This is a genomic window from Streptomyces gilvosporeus, assembly GCF_002082195.1.
In the GTDB taxonomy this organism is placed as follows: Bacteria; Actinomycetota; Actinomycetes; order Streptomycetales; family Streptomycetaceae; genus Streptomyces; species Streptomyces gilvosporeus.
Genome location: NZ_CP020569.1, coordinates 6,802,225 through 6,819,332, shown reverse-complemented (window position 1 = coordinate 6,819,332; position 17,108 = coordinate 6,802,225). Strand labels below are relative to the sequence as shown.

The window sequence follows — 17,108 nt, the reverse complement described above, 5'->3', positions numbered from 1 at the left end:
GGGGCTCAACGGCGGCGCGGCGGCCCGGCCATCGCGGCGGCCGAGCGCGGCCGGGCGGCGGCGATCACGGAGACCACGTCCTTGAAGGAGCTGCACATCCGGGTGCCGGCCACCCCGGCCAGTTCGCCGAACTTGCCCACGCCGTAGGTCACCGCCACCGGCTCCATGCGCGCGGTGACCGCCATCCGCATGTCCCCCACGGTGTCGCCCACGTAGGCACTCTCCCAGGCGGCGACCCCCAGCCGGCCGGCCGCGCGCAGCACCATCTCCGGGTGCGGTTTGCCGCGCCGGACCATGTCCTGGCCGATGACCGGGCCGACCAGATCGCGGATTCCCATGACGTCGAGCAGCGCCTCGGCGCTGCGGGTGCTCTTGGACGTGGCGACGGCCAGTTCGACGCCGTGGGCGCGCAGCGCGGACAGGCCGGCCGTGACGCCGGGGAAGAGCAACTGCGGGCCCTGGCAGAGCACTTCGTAGGAGAACAGCTCGCGATAGCGGCCTATCGCGGCCTGGACCCGGCCGTCGTCCTCGGGCCGCCCCAGCAGCCTGCCGAAGGCCGCGGAGGGGGGTTTGCCGATGGCGGCGGCCGCCTGCCGTGCCGTGACCGCACAGCCCTGTTCCGAAGCAACCTTGACCAGCAGTTTGCTGATCGCTGGGAGGGTGTTGGCCAGTGTCCCGTCGAGATCGAAGACAGCGGCCCTGATCGTCTCGCCGCCGGCGGTCCTCCGCACGCCTCTGACGGGACGTTCGCGGAGTTCCGTTGATACACGCATGGCTGGAGACCTTTCCGGGTTCCGGTGGATGCAGTGGCTCGGGTGACGTACTGGCTCGGCTGTTTCGAACGGCCCGCTGTCGACGGTGGATGGGCTGAGGCGGTCTCGCCATGACGCACCGCCGTCCCAGGCGGTGCGCGACAGTCGAGGCGGCTCGGCGGAACGAATTCGTCCCGTTTATCGCCTCGGCAAGATTTAAAAACCGTCCGCGCTGTTTGTCAATGTGCCCCTGTCACGGCTCCGGGGTCGACAGCGCCGCCCCTCAAGCCCCAGACTGTGCGGCATACGGCGCTCCCGGACGACTCCTTCACGGGCCCGCGCCCCAGCGATGGCTTCACGCCGCGGCAGGTAGTTCCGGCCAATTCTGCTCAAGAGATAGAACCGCATGGTCGGTTTTTTTGTAGACTACAACCAGCTTGCAGCCGTACTAGAGACGGGACGGACACCGTGCCCACGCAGCATCGCGCCATCCAGAGCCGCCAGGCGCTCATCCGCTCGGCCGCAGAGACTTTCCTGGAGAAGGGAGTGCCCGCCGCGGGCATGGTCGAAGTCAGCCGCCGCGCCCGACTGAGCAAGGGCGCCCTCTACTTCCACTTCACATCCAAGGACGACCTCACCCTCGCCGTCCACGACAGCGCCCTCGCCGCCCTTCAGGAGGTCGAGAGCACCCTCGCCCGCTCCCCGCAGCCGCTGATCCCCGCCGTACGCGACTTCGCCATCGCGCTCTTCGAGCGGGTCCAGTGCGACCCCGTGCTGCGCGCCGGACTACGGCTGCGCTCGGACACCGTCCCGGGGCTGGACCTCCCCGCCCTGGAGCAGCGCTGGTACGCGCTCTTCCTCGACAAGGCGCGGGCCGGCGGGGCGTACGGCGCCTACGCGGGCGACGACCCGGCGAGCGCCGCGGAAACCGACCGGGAACCCCACCGCACGGCGCGGCTGCTCACGACGGTCGTGACGGGGCTGCTGCACCTGGGCGGGGAGGACCGCACCTGGTGGGACAGGGCGGCCATCCTCGGGCTGTGGGACGGGCTCGTGGCCGCCCCGGGCGGGGAGGAGCGGGCCCGCGGCCACCTCCCGGCCGCAGAGCCGGGCCCGGCGGCCGGGGTCCCGCCGCACCCCGACGTGACGGCCCCGGGCGCCGCGGTCCGGCACGACGCCGCCGACGGCGGCCTCACAGCTCGATCAGCACGGATCCGGTGTGACGCCCCTGGATGAGCTCGCACAGGCCGCGCGGCGCCTGGTCGATGCCCCGTAGCAGGGTGTGCGGGAAGACCAGCGAACCGTCCCGCAGCCCCCGGCCGAATTCCCGATTCCACTCGCCGATCAGCTCGGGGTGGGCATACCGCCCGAAACCCCGCAGCGTGATCCGGCGCGTGATGATCAGGCCGGCGTCCAGACCGACCGGAGAGGCGATGCCGCCGTCCCCGGCCAGCTGGGTGGAGAGCGCGCCGACCAGCGCGAAGCGGGCGCCGGGGCGGGCATGGGCGAGCGCCGCGGTGAGCTGTTCGCCGGCCACGGTGTCCAGCAGGACGTCGATGCCGTCGGGCGCCGCCCGGCGCAGCTGGCTCTCCAGGGGGCCGGCGCCGCGCACGACCGTGTCGTCGTAGCCCAGTTCGGCGCGCAGCCGCTGGGCCTTGCGCTCGGAGCTGGTGCTGCCGATGACCCGGCCGGCGCCCAGCCGGCGGGCGATCTGCCCGGCGAGGCTGCCGACGCCGCCCGCCGCGCCGGTGACGAAGACGGTGTCCCCCGACCGTATCTCCGCCGCCCGGGTCAGGGCGCCCCAGGCGGTGGCACCTTGGGACAGCGCCGCGGCGGGCGTGGGCAGTACCTCCGGATCGATGCGCTGGAGCACGGACTCCTCGGCCACCGCGAACTCGCGCCACCCGTAAGGGTGGTGAACCAGCTCCCCCGGGGTGAATCCGCCATCGGGCGCCGAGACGACCTCGCCGACCGCGGAACCCCACAGCGCCCGGCCCGGTTCGAACGAGGGCATCGGCAGTGTGACGCCCGTCATCTGCGTCCGCATCGCCGCGGTGACCGCCATCAGACGGGTGCGTACCAGGACCTGACCGGGCCCTGGCCGCGGCACCGGCACCTCGGCGACCGTGAAGTGATGGAGTGTCAGCTCGCTGTCGACGTGGGAGGCCAGGCGCACCTCCCGGTGGGTGGCGGGTATGGCGTGGGGGGGCATCGATCGCTCCTTGGGTAGTGGGGCGCGGCGTCGGATCACTCCGGCGTGCGGCGTCGCGGTCCGATACCGCACGGCCTGCTTCTTTATCATGCGAAAGGAGTCCGGACGGCACGGGGTGAAGGTTTCTGCCCGGACACCACAACTCCAAGAAAGCATTCGGAGGATGGTCAGTGGCCAAGCAGGCACGCGCGGTGCGCACCCGGCGCGCCGTCCTCGAAGCGGCGGCCCACGTCATCGGCGCACACGGATACCAGGCGGCCACGATGGCCGAGATCATCCAGCGGGCCGGGGTCACCAAGGGCGCCGTCTACTTCCACTTCACCTCCAAGGACGCGCTGGCCCGCGCGGTCGTCACGGAGCAGAGCCGTCCCTTCCTCCCCCAGGTCAGCGAGTCCCGGCTCCAGGACGCCATCGACTTCACCCACCGGGTGGCGCTGGCGCTGCGCAGCGACGCCCTGTTGCAGGCCGGTACGCGGATCGCGGTGGAGACGACCTTCAGCGAGGACCCGCTGATGCCGTACCGCGCCTGGACCGACATCATCACGACGATGTTCACCGAGGCCCGCCGCAACGGGGAGTTGCTGCGCAGCGTGGTGCCGGACCGGGCCGCGGAGTTCTTCGTGGCCGCCTATATGGGTGTGCAGCTGTTCTCACGGGCCGCGACCAACCGGGCCGATCTGCCCGAACGTGTCACGGCCCTGTGGCGGCACACCCTGCCGGGGCTCGCCTCGCCCGGCGCGCTGGGCCATCTCGATCCGCAGGGGCGCAGTGTGCCGGCCGCGGTCTGAGCGTCAGCGCAGGGTGAGGCGGGGTTTGGGGGCGTCGGTGCGCCCGGTGGGCGGGGTGCGGCTGCCGGCCTGGTAGGGCAGCGGCCAGGGGGCGCCGGGGCCCGCGTAGCCCTGTTCGGCGGCGGCGTGCAGGGTCCAGTGCGGGTCGTACAGGTGCGGCCGGGCCAGTGCGCACAGGTCGGCGCGTCCGGCCAGTACGAGCGAGTTGACGTCGTCCCAGGAGGAGATGGCGCCGACCGCGATGACGGGGATGCCGAGGGTGTTGCGGATCCGGTCGGCGAACGGCGTCTGGTACGAGCGGCCGAAGTCGGGGCGTTCGTGGGAGACGACCTGTCCGGTGGAGACGTCGATCGCATCGGCGCCGTGTTCGGCGAAGGCCGCCGCGATGGCGAGGGAGTCGTCGGCGGTGGTGCCGCCGTCGGCCCAGTCGGTGGCCGAGATCCGGACCGTCATGGGCCGGTCGGCCGGCCATGCTTCGCGCACCGCGTCGAAGACCTCCAGGGGGAAACGCAGCCGGCCGGCCAGGGAACCTCCGTAGGCGTCCGTACGTTGGTTCGTCAGTGGGGAAAGGAAGCCGGACAGCAGATATCCGTGGGCGCAGTGGAGTTCGAGGAGGTCGAATCCGCAGCGGGCGGCGCGGGCCGCGGCGGCCGTGAACTGCTCGCGCAGGACGGCGAGTTCGGCCGCGGTCAGCTCCTGGGGGCGCTGGCTGCCGGGCCGGTACGGAAGGGGGGATGCGGCGACGAGCGGCCAGTTGCCGTCGTCGAGCGGCTGGTCGATGCCCTGCCACATCAGCTTGGTGGAGCCCTTGCGGCCCGCGTGGCCGAGCTGGACGCCGAGGGCCGTGCCGGGCGACTGGTCGTGCACGAAGTCGGTGACGCGGCGCCAGGCGTCGGCCTGGCCGGGGGTGTAGAGACCGGCGCAGCCGGGGGTGATCCGGCCCTGTTCGCTGACGCACACCATCTCGGTCATGATCAGCCCGGCGCCGCCCAGCGCCCGGGCTCCCAGGTGGACGAGGTGGAAGTCGCCGGGGACGCCGTCGTGCGCGGAGTACATGTCCATGGGGGAGACGACGACGCGGTTGCGCAGGGTCAGGCCGCGCAGCCGGAAGGGGGTGAACATCGGCGGAGTGTGCTCGGGGCAGCCGTACTCGCGCTCGACGGCCGTGGTGAAGCGGCGGTCGCGCAGGCGCAGATTGCCGTGGGTGACGCGGCGGCTGCGGGTGAGGAGGTTGCAGGCGAACTGGTACGGCGGCTGGTCGAGGTAGGTGGCCAGCTCCTCGAACCACTCCAGGCTGGCGCGGGCGGCGCGCTGGGTGGAGGCGACGACGGGGCGGCGCTCTTCCTCGTAGGCGGCCAGCGCGCTCGCGGTGTCGGGCTGTTCCTGGAGGCAGGCGGCCAGTGCGAGGGCGTCCTCGACGGCGAGTTTGGTGCCGGAGCCGATGGAGAAGTGCGCGGTGTGCGCGGCGTCGCCGAGCAGCACCGTGGTGCCGTGCGACCAGCGCGCGTTGACGACCGTACGGAACGCGGTCCAGGCGGAGTTGTTGGAGCGCAGCGGGCGGCCGCCCAGCGCCTCGGCGAAGGTCTTGGCGCACCACGCCGCCGACTCCCCCTCATCGGCCCGGTCGAGCCCGGCGGCCCGCCAGACCTCTTCCCGCATCTCGACGATGACGGTGCTGGCATCGCGCGAGAACGGGTAGGCGTGGAGCTGTACCACCCCGTGCTCCGTTTCCGCGATCTCGAACCGGAAGGCGTCGAAGGCGAAGTCGGCGGCGAGCCAGATGTAGCGGCAGCGGTGGGTGGTCAGCCGCGGGCCGAAGGCGGCGGCGTGGGCGGTGCGGGTGGTGCTGTGCACCCCGTCGGCGGCGATGACCAGGTCGTGGGTGCGGGCGAGTTCGGCGGCGGGCGGAGCCTCGGCGCGAAAGCGCAGGTCGATGCCGAGGTCGCGGCAGCGCCGGTGCAGGATGCCCAGCAGCCGGCGGCGGCCGAGCGCGGCGAAACCGTGGCCCCCGGAGGTCAGGGTGCGGCCCCGGTGGACGATGTCGATGTCGTCCCAGCGGACGAACTCCTCCTGGAGCGCGCGGTAGACCTCCGGGTCGGCGTGCTCGATGCCGCCGAGCGTCTCGTCGGAGAGCACGACGCCGAAACCGAAGGTGTCGTCGGGGGCGTTGCGCTCCCATACGGTGATCTCCCGCGTGGGGTCGAGGCGTTTGAGCAGGGCGGCGGCGTAGAGCCCGCCGGGCCCGCCGCCGATGACGGCGACCCGCATGGCTACTTCCCCTGCCACTTGGGCGTCCGCTTCTCGGTGAAGGCGGCGTGGAATTCGGCGTAGTCGGCGCTGTTCATCAGCAGTGCCTGCGTGGCGGCGTCCATCTCGACGGCGGCGGCCAGTGGCATGTCCAGCTCGGCGGTGAGCAGCGCCTTGGTCTGGGCGTGGGCGAGCGCGGGGCCCTGGGCGAGCCGCCGGGCGAGCGCCGCCGCCGCTTCGTCGGCACACCCTTCCTCGGCCGACTCGCTGATCAGCCCGATCCGTTCGGCCTCCGGGGCGCGGACCGTGTCGCCGAGCATCAGCAGGCGGGTGGCGTGACCGAGACCGACGACGCGGGGCAGCAGGTAGGCCGCGCCCATGTCGCCGCCGGACAGGCCGACCTTGGTGAAGAGGAACGCGAAACGGGCGGAGGGATCGGCGACCCGGAAGTCGGCGGCCAGCGCCAGCACCGCCCCCGCGCCCGCCGCGACGCCGTGCAGGGCCGCGATCACCGGGAACGGCGCCTCCCGCAGGGCCCGTACGACCTGCCCGGTCATCCGGTTGAAGTCCAGCAGCTGCCCGGTGTCCATGGCCAAGGTGGCGCCGATGATCTCCTCGACGTCCCCACCGGAACAGAAACCGCGCCCCTCACCCCCCAGGACCAGGGCGCGTACGGAACGCTCCCGCGACAACTCCGCCAGCAGATCCCGCAGATCCGCATAGGCCTCGAAGGTGAGCGCATTGAGCTTCTCGGGGCGGGCGAGGGTGACGGTGACGACGCCGTCGTTCCTGGTCACCCGGAGGTGCTCCCAGGCGCGGGTGGACTGGGCGGATCCTGCGAACGGACTCATCGGGCTGTCTGCCCCCTTTGGCCGGACGGCTGATACCTGCGGTCGGTCGCCGCGCCGGGTGGGCGCGGGTCGCGCTGGGGTGCTCGGGGTGCCGGGATGCTGCCTCTCGAAGTTATCACTCGTTCGTTACGGCCGTCACGGGCACGATATAAACCGAGGGCGGCTGAGGGGCCCCTCACGGGTCGGCGGGTGCGGGGCTGCGTTCCGACGAGCCGGGACAAACGGTCCGGCGCGGACGGGCCTAAAGTCCCGTCTCCGGGGGGACGCAGGTCCCGATGGTCCCGGCCGCCCGGCCCTGCCCGGCGGTCCGTGCGCTTTCTACCGTTGAGGCAGTCCCATCGGGCCCCAGCGAACGGAACAGCTCCATGACGGAGATCCTGGAACCGCTCCCGCCTGTCTGGCGGATCGCGCTGCCGCACGACCCGGTCGCCGTCCCCATGGCCCGTGCGCTGGTCCGCACGGCCCTGCACGATCTACGGGCCGCCGCCGACGGCGATGCGGCCGAGCTGCTGACCGCCGAACTGGTCACCCACGCCGTGGAGCACACCCAGGGAACCGGCCCCATTCACCTCGTGGTGGAACGGGTGACGGCCGGCTGCCGGGTCGAGGTGCACGACGGCGATAGGGGACGCGTCGACGTCAACGGGAACGGGGAAGCCAGTCACCGTGGGGGGAACGGCTCCCATGAGGCGGCCGGCACCCCTTCGGGCAACGGCTCCCGGCCGACGCCGGACGGCAAGGTCGTCTGGTTCACCCTTCCCGCGCTGCCATAGCCGGAGCCGTCGCAACCGCGCCCGCCGGGTCGCCGCCGTCCGGGGGCCGCACGACGTCCGGGGACTGCACGAGCCGCGACCGCCGCCGCCCGTAGCACGCGTACACCAGCGCACCGACGACCAGGAATCCGGCGAACTGGAGCCACGTCGCCAGGCCGGTCCCGTAGATCAGATAGCCGCAGAAGGCGATGCCGAGCAACGGGCTGGCCGGGAAGAGCGGCACCCGGAAGCGGCGCGGCAGATCGGGGCGGGTGCGGCGCAGGACCAGTACACAGACATTGACCACGGCCATGACCGCCAGCGTGCCGATGGTGGTCAGGTTCATCACCACATCGAGCGGAACCACCGCGGCCGGGACGGCGAAGAGCACCGCGACGATCCAGGTGCCCGCGACCGGGGTGGCGGTCCGGGGCGATATCCGCTCGAAGATCCGCGGGATCAGTCCGTCCCGGGACATCGACATCAGAATGCGCGTCTGGCCGTACATCACCGCCAGGACGACGGAGGCGATGGCGACGACCGCGCCGAAGGCGATCACCCCGCCGCCGAGGGTGGAGTGGGTGACCTTGTTGACGATCAAGGAGAGCGCCGCGGGCCGGCCTGCGACCTGGTCGGAGGAGAGCGCGCCGATGGCGGCGAGGGCGACCAGGCAGTACAGCGCGGTGACCACGCCGAGGCAGATCAGGATCGCGAGGGGGATGTTGCGCCGCGGGTTCTTCACCTCCTCGCCCGCCGTGGTGATCGCGTCGAAGCCGATGTACGAGAAGAACGCGACGGAGGCGCCGGAGGTGATCCCGGCGATGCTCTGGGGGGCGAACGGCGTCAGGTGCCCGGCCCGGAAGGCGCTGAAGCCGATCGCGCAGAACAGCACCAGGATCGCGAGCTTGAGGACGGCCATCGCGGCGGTCGCGCGGGCGCTCTCCCGGATGCCGCGTACGAGGAGCAGCGCGGCGAGCAGCATCACGACCACGGCCGGGATGTTGACGATGCCGCCGTCACCGGGCGGGTTGGAGAGCGCGGCGGGCAGCTGCCAGCCGGTCATGCTGCCGAGGAGTTCGTTGAGGTACTGCCCCCAGCCGACGGCGACCGCCGACACCGAGATGCCGTATTCGAGCAGCAGACACCAGCCGACGAGGAAGGCGGTGCGCTCGCCGAGGGTGGCGTAGGCGTAGGAGTACGAGCTGCCCGAGACCGGGATGGCGCCGCCCAGCTCGGCGAAGGAGAAGGCGGTGAAGACGCAGGTGACGGCCGCCAGGACGAAGGAGACCAGAACGGCGGGGCCGGCCTCGGCGACGGTGTCGGACAGGCCGACGAAGATGCCGGTGCCCACGATGGCGCCGATGCCGAAGCACACGAGCTGGAAGAGCCCCATGCTGCGCTTGAGGCCGTTGCCTTCGAGGTCCGCGCCGGATTCGGCGACCAGGAGGTCGGGGGACTTGATGCGCAGTCCGGACGGGCCTGGGAAGGGCGAGCGCATGGGTGGTTCTCTCTCTGGTGGTGCGATGCGCGCGGCGGGGTGGGCCACGCACGGATCGGGGTCCGGACCGGTGGGTCCGAACCCCGTGAGCGGCTCGATGGTAACCGCAGGAACTGCATGATCGCCCGTTGAGGCGTATGGCTATGCAGGTGGCGCCGAGAGTGCACCCCGGCCTCAGTCGGCGAGCGTCGCCACCAGCACGGCCTTGATCGTGTGCATCCGGTTCTCCGCCTCGTCGAAGACGACGGAGTGCGCGGACTCGAAGACCTCGTCGGTGACCTCCAGCGACTCCAGCCCGTGCCGCGCGTGGATCTCCCGGCCGACCGCCGTGCCCAGGTCGTGGTACGCGGGCAGGCAGTGGAGGAACTTCACCTCCGGCTTCCCGGTGGCGCGCAGGACGTCCATGGTGACGGCGTACGGGGCGAGCAGCGCGATCCGCTCGTCCCAGACCTCCTTGGGCTCCCCCATGGAGACCCAGACGTCCGTGGCGACGAAGTCCGCACCGCGCACCCCCTCGGCGACGTCCTCGGTGAGCGTGATCCGGGCGCCGCTCCCCTCGGCGAGCTGCCGCGCCTGGGCGATGACCGCCTCCTCGGGCCACAGCTGCTTCGGCGCCACGATCCGTACGTCCATGCCGAGCAGGGCGCCGGTGACCAGGTAGGAGTTGCCCATGTTGTTGCGGGCGTCGCCGAGGTAGGCGAAGGCGGTCTCCTCCAGGGGGCGGCCCTGGCCGTGCTCGACCATGGTCAGGACGTCGGCGAGCATCTGGGTGGGGTGCCAGTCGTCGGTCAGGCCGTTGAAGACCGGGACCCCGGCGTGCGCGGCGAGTTCCTCGACGTCCGCCTGGCCGCTGCCGCGGAATTCGATGCCGTCGAACATCCGGCCCAGCACCCGGGCGGTGTCCTTGACCGACTCCTTGTGCCCGATCTGCGAACCGGAGGGGTCGAGATAGGTGGTCGAGGCACCCTGGTCGGCGGCCGCGACCTCGAAGGAGCAGCGGGTCCTGGTCGAGGTCTTCTCGAAGATCAGGGCGATGTTGCGGCCCTTCAGGCGGGGAATCTCGGTCCCGGCGCGCTTCGCGGCCTTGAGTTCGGCCGCGAGGTCGATCAGCCGGCGGAATTCCTCGGCGCTGAAGTCCAGCTCCTTGAGGAAGTGGCGGCCGGTGAGGTCTATCGCCATGGTGGACTCCTGGTTCGCGGCAATCGGGGTGGACGGACTCGGACCGTGGAATTATATACGAGCATACGTATCTCTATACGCCCGCCCGGTCCACCCGGTCCGCGCCCTCCCTGCGTACCCCGATTCCCGGGGCCCCGCCACCGGGGCGCCCCCCGGCCGGTGGGTCCGTCACCGGCGGGCCCGCGCGCCGTCAGCCCGCTCAGCCCGCTCAGCCCGCTCAGCCCGCTCAGCCCGCAAGTCTCTACGTCCGTGCGCCCCGTGCTCCCGTCACCCCACCCCCGGTACCGCCTCCCGCGTCACCGGGCAGCTCATGCACCGCGGCCCGCCCCGTCCCCGTCCCAGCTCGCTCCCGGGGATGGTGATCACCTCGATGCCGCGCTTCCGCAGGAACGTGTTGGTCGTGACGTTCCGCTCGTACGCCACGACCACGCCCGGCTCGACCGCCAGCACATTGCAGCCGTCGTCCCACTGCTCGCGCTGCGCGGAGTGCACGTCCTGGGTCGGCGTCAGCACCCGGATGTCGTCCAGCCCCAGGGCGGCCGCTATGGCGCGGTGCATATGCTCCGGCGGATGGTCGGTGACCTTGAGGTCCTGCTCGCCGGAGCCGGCCTCGATGGTGTACGAGCGGAGCATGCCCAGGCCCGCGTACTGCGTGAAGGTGTCGCCGTCGATCATGGTCATGACGGTGTCCAGGTGCATGAAGGCCCGCCGCTTGGGCATGTCGAGGGCCACGATCGTGCGCGCGGAACCCGCCGCGAACAGCCCGCGCGCCAGGAGTTCCACCGCCTGCGGGGTGGTCCGCTCGCTCATGCCGATCAGGACCGCCCCGCTGCCCAGCACCAGGACGTCGCCGCCCTCGATCGTCGAGGGGTAGTCCGCCTGCCCCTCGGACCAGACGTGGAAGTTCTCGCTGCGGAAGAGCGGGTGGTGGCGGTAGATCGCCTCGTAGTGCACGGTTTCGCGCTGCCGGGCGGGCCAGCGCATGGAGTTGATCGAGACGCCGTCGTAGATCCAGGCGGAGGTGTCGCGGGTGAAGAGGTGGTTGGGCAGCGGATCGAGCAGGAAGTCGTCCATCTCCATGACGTGGAAGCGGACGGAGATCGGCTCTGGGTGCCGTTCCAGGAACTCCCGTTTGGTCATGCCGCCCACCAGCGCCTCGGCGAGTTCGGACACGGGCAGTTCGTCGAAGGCCGTCCGCAGGTGGTCGGTGGCCAGCGGCCCGTACTCCTTCTCGTCGAAGACCCGGTCCAGGACCAGCCTCCGCGCCTCGGGGATCTCCAGGCTCTCGGCCAGCAGATCCCCGAAGAGGTGGACGGCCACGCCCCGGTCCCGCAGCACATCGGCGAACCCGTCGTGCTCGGCCCGCGCCCGGCGCACCCACAGCACGTCGTCGAAGAGCAAGGCGTCCTTGTTCGACGGAGTGAGCCGCTTCAGCTCCAGATCAGGGCGATGCAAAATGACCCGGCGCAGCCGCCCGGCCTCGGAGTCGACATGGAATCCCATCTCCCCATCTTGGCCGCTCCACGGCCCCTGGGAACCTTTCGGGACGATGTCGGCCGATGTTGGGGGGTGACGGGGGGGGGCGGAGGGCGCCTGTGAAGGGGACAGGTATTCCGGGGTCCTCTCAGGGGCCACTCAGGGGCCACTCAGGGGCCACTCAGTGACTGCTCCGAGACTTCTCAGGGAGCGCTCCGGGTTCTCTCAGGGACCGCTCCGGGTCTCCTCAGGGGCCGCTCCGGGTTTTCTCAGGGACCGCCCGTCCGTCGCGGCCGCACCTTCTGGGGAGGCTTAGGAGTGGGGCCCGCATCCGAGGAGTCGGACCCGCACCCGGCCCGACGAGCCACAGCCCACCCCGCCCCCGCAGCCATCCCCCAAGCCCCGTCGACGCCCCCGCCCCGCCCACCTCCTCACCGGCCCCGCCCGCCCCCTCCCACTCGCAACGCCGCCCCCACGGCCACCACCGACATCGCCGCCGCCACCAGCCACCCGACCCTCAACTCCCCCATTCCCGGCGCCTGTTGGCCGCACGTCACGGCGATCAGTACGGCCACCCCCAGCGCCGTGCCCCCTTGCCGCGACACCATCAGCACGCCCGATCCGAGCGACAGTTGGCGGGCCGGCAGCAGTCCCGCGGCCGCGAACATCACCGGCTGGTAGAGCCCGGTGCCGAGGCCCGCGAGCATCAGACCGGGCAGGAAGTGCGCCGCGTACCCGGTGCCGCCCCCGCTGCCGTCCGCCGCGACCACCCACCACAGGTCGGCGGCCACGAAGGACAGCGCCCCGATCACCCCCGTCAGCCGCTCCCCGAGCGCCGCCACGATCCGGCCCGAGAGCGCCGACACCACCAGCACGGTCAGCGGCCACGGGGCCAGCGCGAGCCCGGCCGTACGGACCGAGTAGTGCCAGACCTCGGTGAACAGCAGGGTCGCGCCCAGCATCATGGCCGCATACGCCACGAAGTAGCCGAGCAGACCGAGCGTGGCGGCGGTGAAGCCGGGCGTACGGAAGAGCCCCGGGTCGACGACGGGCTCGGCGGCCCGGCGGACATGGCGTACGCCCAGCGCTCCCGCCAGTCCGCCGACGGCGAGGGTGACAAGCGTGGCCGGCGCGCCGTAGCCCCATTCGGGGGCCTGGACGCATGCGGTCACCAGGGCGCCGATGCACAGCAGCACCAGCGCGGTCCCCGGCAGGTCGAGCGCATGCCGTTCGCCGCGCGGGGTGCGGGGCAGCAGCCGGACGCCCGCGGCGACCGCGACCAGCACCACGGGCACGTTGACCAAGAAGACCAGCCGCCAGTCGGAGGCGGCGAGCAGGCCGCCGAGCACCGGGCCCGAGCTGGCCGCAACGGCGCTGACCGCCGTCCAGGCGCCGACCGCGCTCGCCCGCTCGTGCGGCGGAAAGGCGGGCAGCGCGAGGGAGAGGGACGTGGGGATCAGGACGGCGGCCGCCATGCCCTGGAGCACCCGGGCCGCGATCAGCAGCGTCAGCGTGGGTGCCGCGCCGCAGGCCGCCGAGGCCGCGCCGAAGAGCACCATGCCGATCAGGAAGCTGCGCCGCCGGCCGACCTCGTCGGCGATCCGGCCGGCCGGTACGAGCAGCGCGGCGAGCACCACGGTGTAGCCGTTCAGCACCCAGGACAGCGCGGCGGCGGGCGCCGGCGCGAAGTCCCGTCCGATCGCCGGGAAGGCGATGGTGACGGCGATCAGATCGAGTACGGCCAGGAACTGCGCGGCGGAGGCGATGGTGAGAATCAGCCAGCGTCGCGGGTCCGGCGCATCGGACACGCCACCGCGGGCACCGGCGTCCGCGGACGCACCCGTGCGGCGACGTCCGGAAAGAGAAGTGGTCATGGCGATAAAGCCTGGTCGCCGCGCACCGCCATCACGAGTGGCAGTTCTGACAACACCCGCTACATTACTGCCACTTGTCCTGGCATACTCGCCGTATGCCCACCCTCGCCGTCGCCGCCACCCACGGCATGCCGTTCTTCGAACTCGCCATCCCCTGCCACATCTTCGGCAGGGACCGGATGGACACTCCCCCGGACTGGTACGACCTGCGGGTCTGCGCGATCGGCACGGACGGCGAGGCGCCCCGCGCGCAGTCGTGGTTCACCACCCACACCCCGTACGGTGTCAAGGAGTTGATCGATGCCGACACCGTTCTCGTACCGGCCTCCTCCGATGTGCACGGCGATCCGCCGGCCGTCCTCGTGGCGGCGCTGCGCGAGGCCCACCGGCGCGGGGCGCGACTGGTCTCCCTCTGCTCGGGCGCCTTCACCCTGGCTGCGACCGGACTTCTCGACGGCCGGACGGCGGCCACGCACTGGATGTACGCCGATCTGCTCGCCGAACGCTATCCGGCGGTCACCGTGGACCCGGCGGTCCTGTACGTCGATCACGGCGATGTGCTCACCGGAGCGGGCGCCACCGCCTCCATCGACGTCTGTCTGCACCTGATACGCAAGGACTTCGGCACCGAGATCGCCAACTCCCGCGCCCGCCAGCTGGTCGCCCCCGCGCACCGGCCCGGCGGCCAGGCCCAGTACATCGAGACGCCGGTGCCCGAGCGCCGTGACGACTCCCTCGCCCCCCTGCTGCACTGGGCCGCCGAACGGCTGCGGCAGCCGCTCACCGTCGCCGACCTCGCCCGTCAGGCGAACACCAGCCCGCGCACCCTGGTCCGCCGCTTCCATGCGGCCACGGGCACCACTCCGATGCAGTGGTTGCAGGCCCAGCGCATCGCCCGCGCCCGCGAATTGCTCGAGGGCAGCGATCTCGCGGTGGAGCGGGTGGCGGAGATCAGCGGCCTGGGGACCGCCGCCAATCTCCGCCGGCACTTCACCCGCGCGATGGGCGTACCACCGGTCGACTACCGCCGGTCCTACGAGCCGAACGGACGGGCCCGGCGGCGTAACGGACCCCTCCTGCGGCCCGGCCGACTCGCTACAGCCGCGGGTCCACCGGCTCGGACTCCAGGGCGAGGACCGCGAAGACCGCCTCGTGGACGCGCCACAGCGGTTCGCCGTCGGCCAGCCGGTCGAGGGCCTCCAGGCCGAGCGCGTACTCGCGCAGCGCGAGCGAGCGCTTGTGGCCCAGGTGGCGGACGCGCAGCCGCCGCAGGTTCTCCGGGCGGGTGTACTCGGGCCCATATAGATCTGGAACGGGGCGAGCCGGATGCCCGCCAGCTCATCGCTACAGCTGGGCCGGGCCGCGCCGTCGCGCCAGCAGTAGCGCCGGTATGCCTCCGTGAACGCGGCGGCATCCGACGCCCGCTCCCGCTTGCCGGCCGAGCAGCTCCGTCACCTCGACACCGCGGGCGGCGGCCGCCTCGACAGCCCCGAGCGCCCCCGGGAACACCGCCCCGGAAGCCGCACCGACGGCCGCGTACTGTCTGCGCAGCAGACCGGCCGCCTTGAGGGACCACGGCATCAACTCGGAGTCCAGCAGCAGCCAGTCGGTCTCCAGATCCGCCGACAGCCCGGCCCGCGACTGAGTATCGCGTCCCCCGCTCCGCGGCCCCACCGGTTTTCCGGCGGCGCCCGCCCCCGGGAACGCCCGGAGACCGGCCTCACCCCAGCTGCGACTGCACCTGCGAGGAGATCAGCTCCAGGTGATCCAGGTCGTCGAGGTCCAGGATCTGCAGATAGATCCGCGACGTGCCGAGCGCGGCGTACCGTCCGATCTTGTCGACGACCTCGGCGGGCGAGCCCGCGAGGCCGTTGGCCTTCAGTTCCTCCACCTCCCGTCCGATGGCCGCGGCACGCCGCGCCACCTCGGCATCGTCCTTGCCGACACAGGCGACAAGGGCATTGGAATACACCAGGTCATCGCCCTTGCGCCCGGCGGCTTCGGCGGCCGCGCGCACCCGTCCGAACTGGCGCTCACTGTCCTCGAGCGAGGCGAAGGGGATGTTGAACTCGTCGGCGTACTGCGCCGCCAGCCGCGGGGTACGCGTCGCACCGTGCCCGCCGATCAGCACCGGCACCTTGCGCTGGGCGGGCTTGGGCAGTGCGGGCGACCTCTCCAGCTGGTAGTGCCTGCCGTCGTAGGAGAACTCCTTTCCTTCCTCGGTGGCCCACAGGCCGGTGATGATTGCCAACTGCTCTTCCAGGCGCGCGAACTTCTCCTTGGGGAACGGAATGCCGTACGCCCTGTGCTCTTCCTCGAACCACCCCGCACCGAGGCCGAGCTCGACCCGGCCACCGGACATCTGGTCGACCTGCGCCACCTGGATGGCCAGCACCCCCGGGAAGCGGAAGGTGCCCGCCGTCATCAGTGTGCCGAGGCGGATGCGCCGGGTCTCACGGGCCAGGCCGGCCAGGGTGATCCAGGCGTCCGTCGGGCCGGGCAGCCCGTCGGTGCTGCCCATCCGCAGGTAGTGATCCGACCGGAAGAACGCGTCGAATCCGAGGTCTTCGGTGGCTTTGGCGACGGTAAGAAGGGTGCCGTACGAAGCCCCCTGCTGGGGCTCTGTGAAGATTCGTAGGTCCATACCTCCATCCTGCACACTCGACGGCGGACCAACCGTCTGGGCGGTTCGATGCACCAGGTCGGGTCATCTGCGGCCGCCATGGGCTGCGGGCTGCGGTGATGCCGGTGCTCGGGGCGGGCGCAATGGCTGGGTGGCGGTCGTGGCGGCTGCGGTGGCGGGGAAGCGGGCGGGGCCGCCTCAGGCGTGGTGGCAGGCGTCAGGCAGAGCGTCCCCTGTCGAAGTGATCCACGGGATCCGGGCACTCCCGTCCCACGTCAGGCGAGATTCCGTTCACGCGCCTCCAGCTTCTCCAATATCCCGGACACGTGATCCCGCGACTCATCGGCCGTGTCCATGGCCTCGACGCAAGTCCAGTACATCCCCTCCTCATCGGCCGAACACACCACACCCACCAATGCCTCGCAGACCTCCTGCAGTAGCCGGGCCAGGCCGGTCAATGCGATTTTGACATCGCGTACTTCGGTCAGCTGCGCCGCGCGCAGCCCGCCGACGGCCGGCGCCTGGAAGAGCAGTCCCCCGCTGAACCGCCCGCCCGCGTCGCCCAGCCCCCGGGCCCTGGAGCGCAGCTCGTACGGCCCCACTATCGCGAGATGGCTGCCTATGGCTTCCGCCAAGGCTTGCGCCTGCCATGCCTCGACCACCACGTCCTGAACCGTGCTCGCCTGCGCCAGACCGCGCCGGCTGGCCGCGATGATCCGCACCGCATCCATCCGCGCCCCCTCCCTTCCTCATCCCTCGCCTTCGCCCTGCACTCTTTCCACTACCCAGAGTGAGGGTGAACACCCAAAAACGCCAGAGGATTTCGCAAATCTGTGGACAAGCAAGGCGCTGTGGA

Annotated in this window: 13 protein-coding genes and 2 pseudogenes; 4 read left to right on the top strand and 11 right to left on the bottom strand. The window is 71.7% G+C overall.

Features of this window, described 5'->3' with window-relative positions; translation table 11 throughout:
- Positions 1–5: 5 nt before the first annotated feature.
- Complete coding sequence (locus tag B1H19_RS30395; protein ID WP_237289569.1) at positions 6–731, bottom strand: HAD family hydrolase; 726 nt, start codon at positions 729–731, stop codon at positions 6–8.
- 489 nt (positions 732–1,220) lie between these two features.
- Between B1H19_RS30395 and B1H19_RS30390 the strand changes: the two genes are divergently transcribed.
- Positions 1,221–1,988 (top strand): TetR/AcrR family transcriptional regulator, encoded by a 768-nt coding sequence (locus B1H19_RS30390; RefSeq protein WP_083107908.1) that lies wholly within the window; start codon positions 1,221–1,223, stop codon positions 1,986–1,988.
- Here B1H19_RS30390 and B1H19_RS30385 read toward each other — a convergent pair.
- Entirely contained in the window at positions 1,945–2,964 is a 1,020-nt protein-coding gene (locus B1H19_RS30385) for an MDR family NADP-dependent oxidoreductase (RefSeq protein ID WP_083107907.1), read from the bottom strand. The genes B1H19_RS30390 and B1H19_RS30385 overlap by 44 nt on opposite strands.
- 170 nt (positions 2,965–3,134) lie before the next feature.
- Here B1H19_RS30385 and B1H19_RS30380 point away from each other — a divergent pair, with 170 nt between their 5' ends.
- Positions 3,135–3,752, top strand: a complete 618-nt coding sequence (locus B1H19_RS30380; protein ID WP_083107906.1) for a ScbR family autoregulator-binding transcription factor — start codon at positions 3,135–3,137, stop codon at positions 3,750–3,752.
- A 3-nt stretch (positions 3,753–3,755) separates the two neighbouring features.
- Here B1H19_RS30380 and B1H19_RS30375 read toward each other — a convergent pair whose 3' ends face one another.
- Together B1H19_RS30375 and B1H19_RS30370 are read right to left on the bottom strand one after the other, a co-directional pair.
- Positions 3,756–6,020, bottom strand: coding sequence for a bifunctional salicylyl-CoA 5-hydroxylase/oxidoreductase (locus tag B1H19_RS30375; RefSeq protein WP_083107905.1), 2,265 nt, complete (start codon positions 6,018–6,020; stop codon positions 3,756–3,758).
- Between the two features lie 2 nt (positions 6,021–6,022).
- Positions 6,023–6,850: an enoyl-CoA hydratase family protein gene (locus tag B1H19_RS30370; RefSeq protein WP_083107904.1), complete on the bottom strand. Its 828-nt coding sequence runs from the start codon at positions 6,848–6,850 to the stop codon at positions 6,023–6,025.
- A gap of 365 nt (positions 6,851–7,215) precedes the next feature.
- Here B1H19_RS30370 and B1H19_RS30365 point away from each other — a divergent pair, with 365 nt between their 5' ends.
- The gene (locus tag B1H19_RS30365) at positions 7,216–7,623 is read left to right on the top strand and encodes an ATP-binding protein (protein WP_083107903.1); all 408 of its coding nucleotides are present in this window, start codon (positions 7,216–7,218) and stop codon (positions 7,621–7,623) included.
- On the opposite strand, the gene B1H19_RS30360 is transcribed toward B1H19_RS30365, so the two are convergent.
- From B1H19_RS30360 to B1H19_RS30345, 4 genes are all read right to left on the bottom strand, one after another.
- The gene (locus B1H19_RS30360) at positions 7,601–9,100 is read right to left on the bottom strand and encodes an amino acid permease (protein WP_083107902.1); all 1,500 of its coding nucleotides are present in this window, start codon (positions 9,098–9,100) and stop codon (positions 7,601–7,603) included. The two genes, B1H19_RS30365 and B1H19_RS30360, sit on opposite strands and share 23 nt — an antisense overlap.
- Positions 9,101–9,274: 174 nt before the next feature.
- A complete protein-coding gene (argF, locus tag B1H19_RS30355; RefSeq protein WP_083107901.1) occupies positions 9,275–10,279 on the bottom strand; it encodes an ornithine carbamoyltransferase in 1,005 nt (334 codons plus the stop codon).
- Positions 10,280–10,546: 267 nt separating this feature from the next.
- Positions 10,547–11,782, bottom strand: coding sequence for an arginine deiminase (locus tag B1H19_RS30350; protein ID WP_083107900.1), 1,236 nt, complete (start codon positions 11,780–11,782; stop codon positions 10,547–10,549).
- A gap of 404 nt (positions 11,783–12,186) precedes the next feature.
- Positions 12,187–13,629, bottom strand: coding sequence for an MFS transporter (locus B1H19_RS30345; RefSeq protein ID WP_083107899.1), 1,443 nt, complete (start codon positions 13,627–13,629; stop codon positions 12,187–12,189).
- Positions 13,630–13,724: 95 nt separating this feature from the next.
- Here B1H19_RS30345 and B1H19_RS30340 point away from each other — a divergent pair.
- Positions 13,725–14,702 (top strand): annotated as a pseudogene (locus B1H19_RS30340) (GlxA family transcriptional regulator); the annotation flags it as partial.
- Between the two features lie 22 nt (positions 14,703–14,724).
- On the opposite strand, the pseudogene B1H19_RS30335 reads toward B1H19_RS30340, so the two are convergent.
- From B1H19_RS30335 to B1H19_RS30325, 3 genes and pseudogenes are all read right to left on the bottom strand, one after another.
- Positions 14,725–15,267, bottom strand: a pseudogene (locus tag B1H19_RS30335) (hypothetical protein); the annotation flags it as partial.
- Between the two features lie 82 nt (positions 15,268–15,349).
- Entirely contained in the window at positions 15,350–16,273 is a 924-nt protein-coding gene (locus B1H19_RS30330) for an LLM class F420-dependent oxidoreductase (RefSeq protein ID WP_083107898.1), read from the bottom strand.
- A gap of 254 nt (positions 16,274–16,527) precedes the next feature.
- Positions 16,528–16,983, bottom strand: a complete 456-nt coding sequence (locus B1H19_RS30325; protein ID WP_083107897.1) for a DUF6099 family protein — start codon at positions 16,981–16,983, stop codon at positions 16,528–16,530.
- Positions 16,984–17,108: the final 125 nt, after the last annotated feature.

What these genes read in the sequence shown, in the direction of transcription:
- B1H19_RS30385 (WP_083107907.1), bottom strand. Translation starts at nt 2,964, where the DNA reads ATGCCCCCCCACGCCATACCCGCCACCCACCGGGAGGTGCGCCTGGCC.
- B1H19_RS30375 (WP_083107905.1), bottom strand. Translation starts at nt 6,020, where the DNA reads ATGCGGGTCGCCGTCATCGGCGGCGGGCCCGGCGGGCTCTACGCCGCC.
- B1H19_RS30360 (WP_083107902.1), bottom strand. Translation starts at nt 9,100, where the DNA reads ATGCGCTCGCCCTTCCCAGGCCCGTCCGGACTGCGCATCAAGTCCCCC.
- B1H19_RS30330 (WP_083107898.1), bottom strand. Translation starts at nt 16,273, where the DNA reads ATGGACCTACGAATCTTCACAGAGCCCCAGCAGGGGGCTTCGTACGGC.
- B1H19_RS30365 (WP_083107903.1), top strand. Translation starts at nt 7,216, where the DNA reads ATGACGGAGATCCTGGAACCGCTCCCGCCTGTCTGGCGGATCGCGCTG.
- B1H19_RS30325 (WP_083107897.1), bottom strand. Translation starts at nt 16,983, where the DNA reads ATGGATGCGGTGCGGATCATCGCGGCCAGCCGGCGCGGTCTGGCGCAG.
- B1H19_RS30370 (WP_083107904.1), bottom strand. Translation starts at nt 6,850, where the DNA reads ATGAGTCCGTTCGCAGGATCCGCCCAGTCCACCCGCGCCTGGGAGCAC.
- B1H19_RS30345 (WP_083107899.1), bottom strand. Translation starts at nt 13,629, where the DNA reads ATGACCACTTCTCTTTCCGGACGTCGCCGCACGGGTGCGTCCGCGGAC.
- B1H19_RS30350 (WP_083107900.1), bottom strand. Translation starts at nt 11,782, where the DNA reads ATGGGATTCCATGTCGACTCCGAGGCCGGGCGGCTGCGCCGGGTCATT.
- argF (WP_083107901.1), bottom strand. Translation starts at nt 10,279, where the DNA reads ATGGCGATAGACCTCACCGGCCGCCACTTCCTCAAGGAGCTGGACTTC.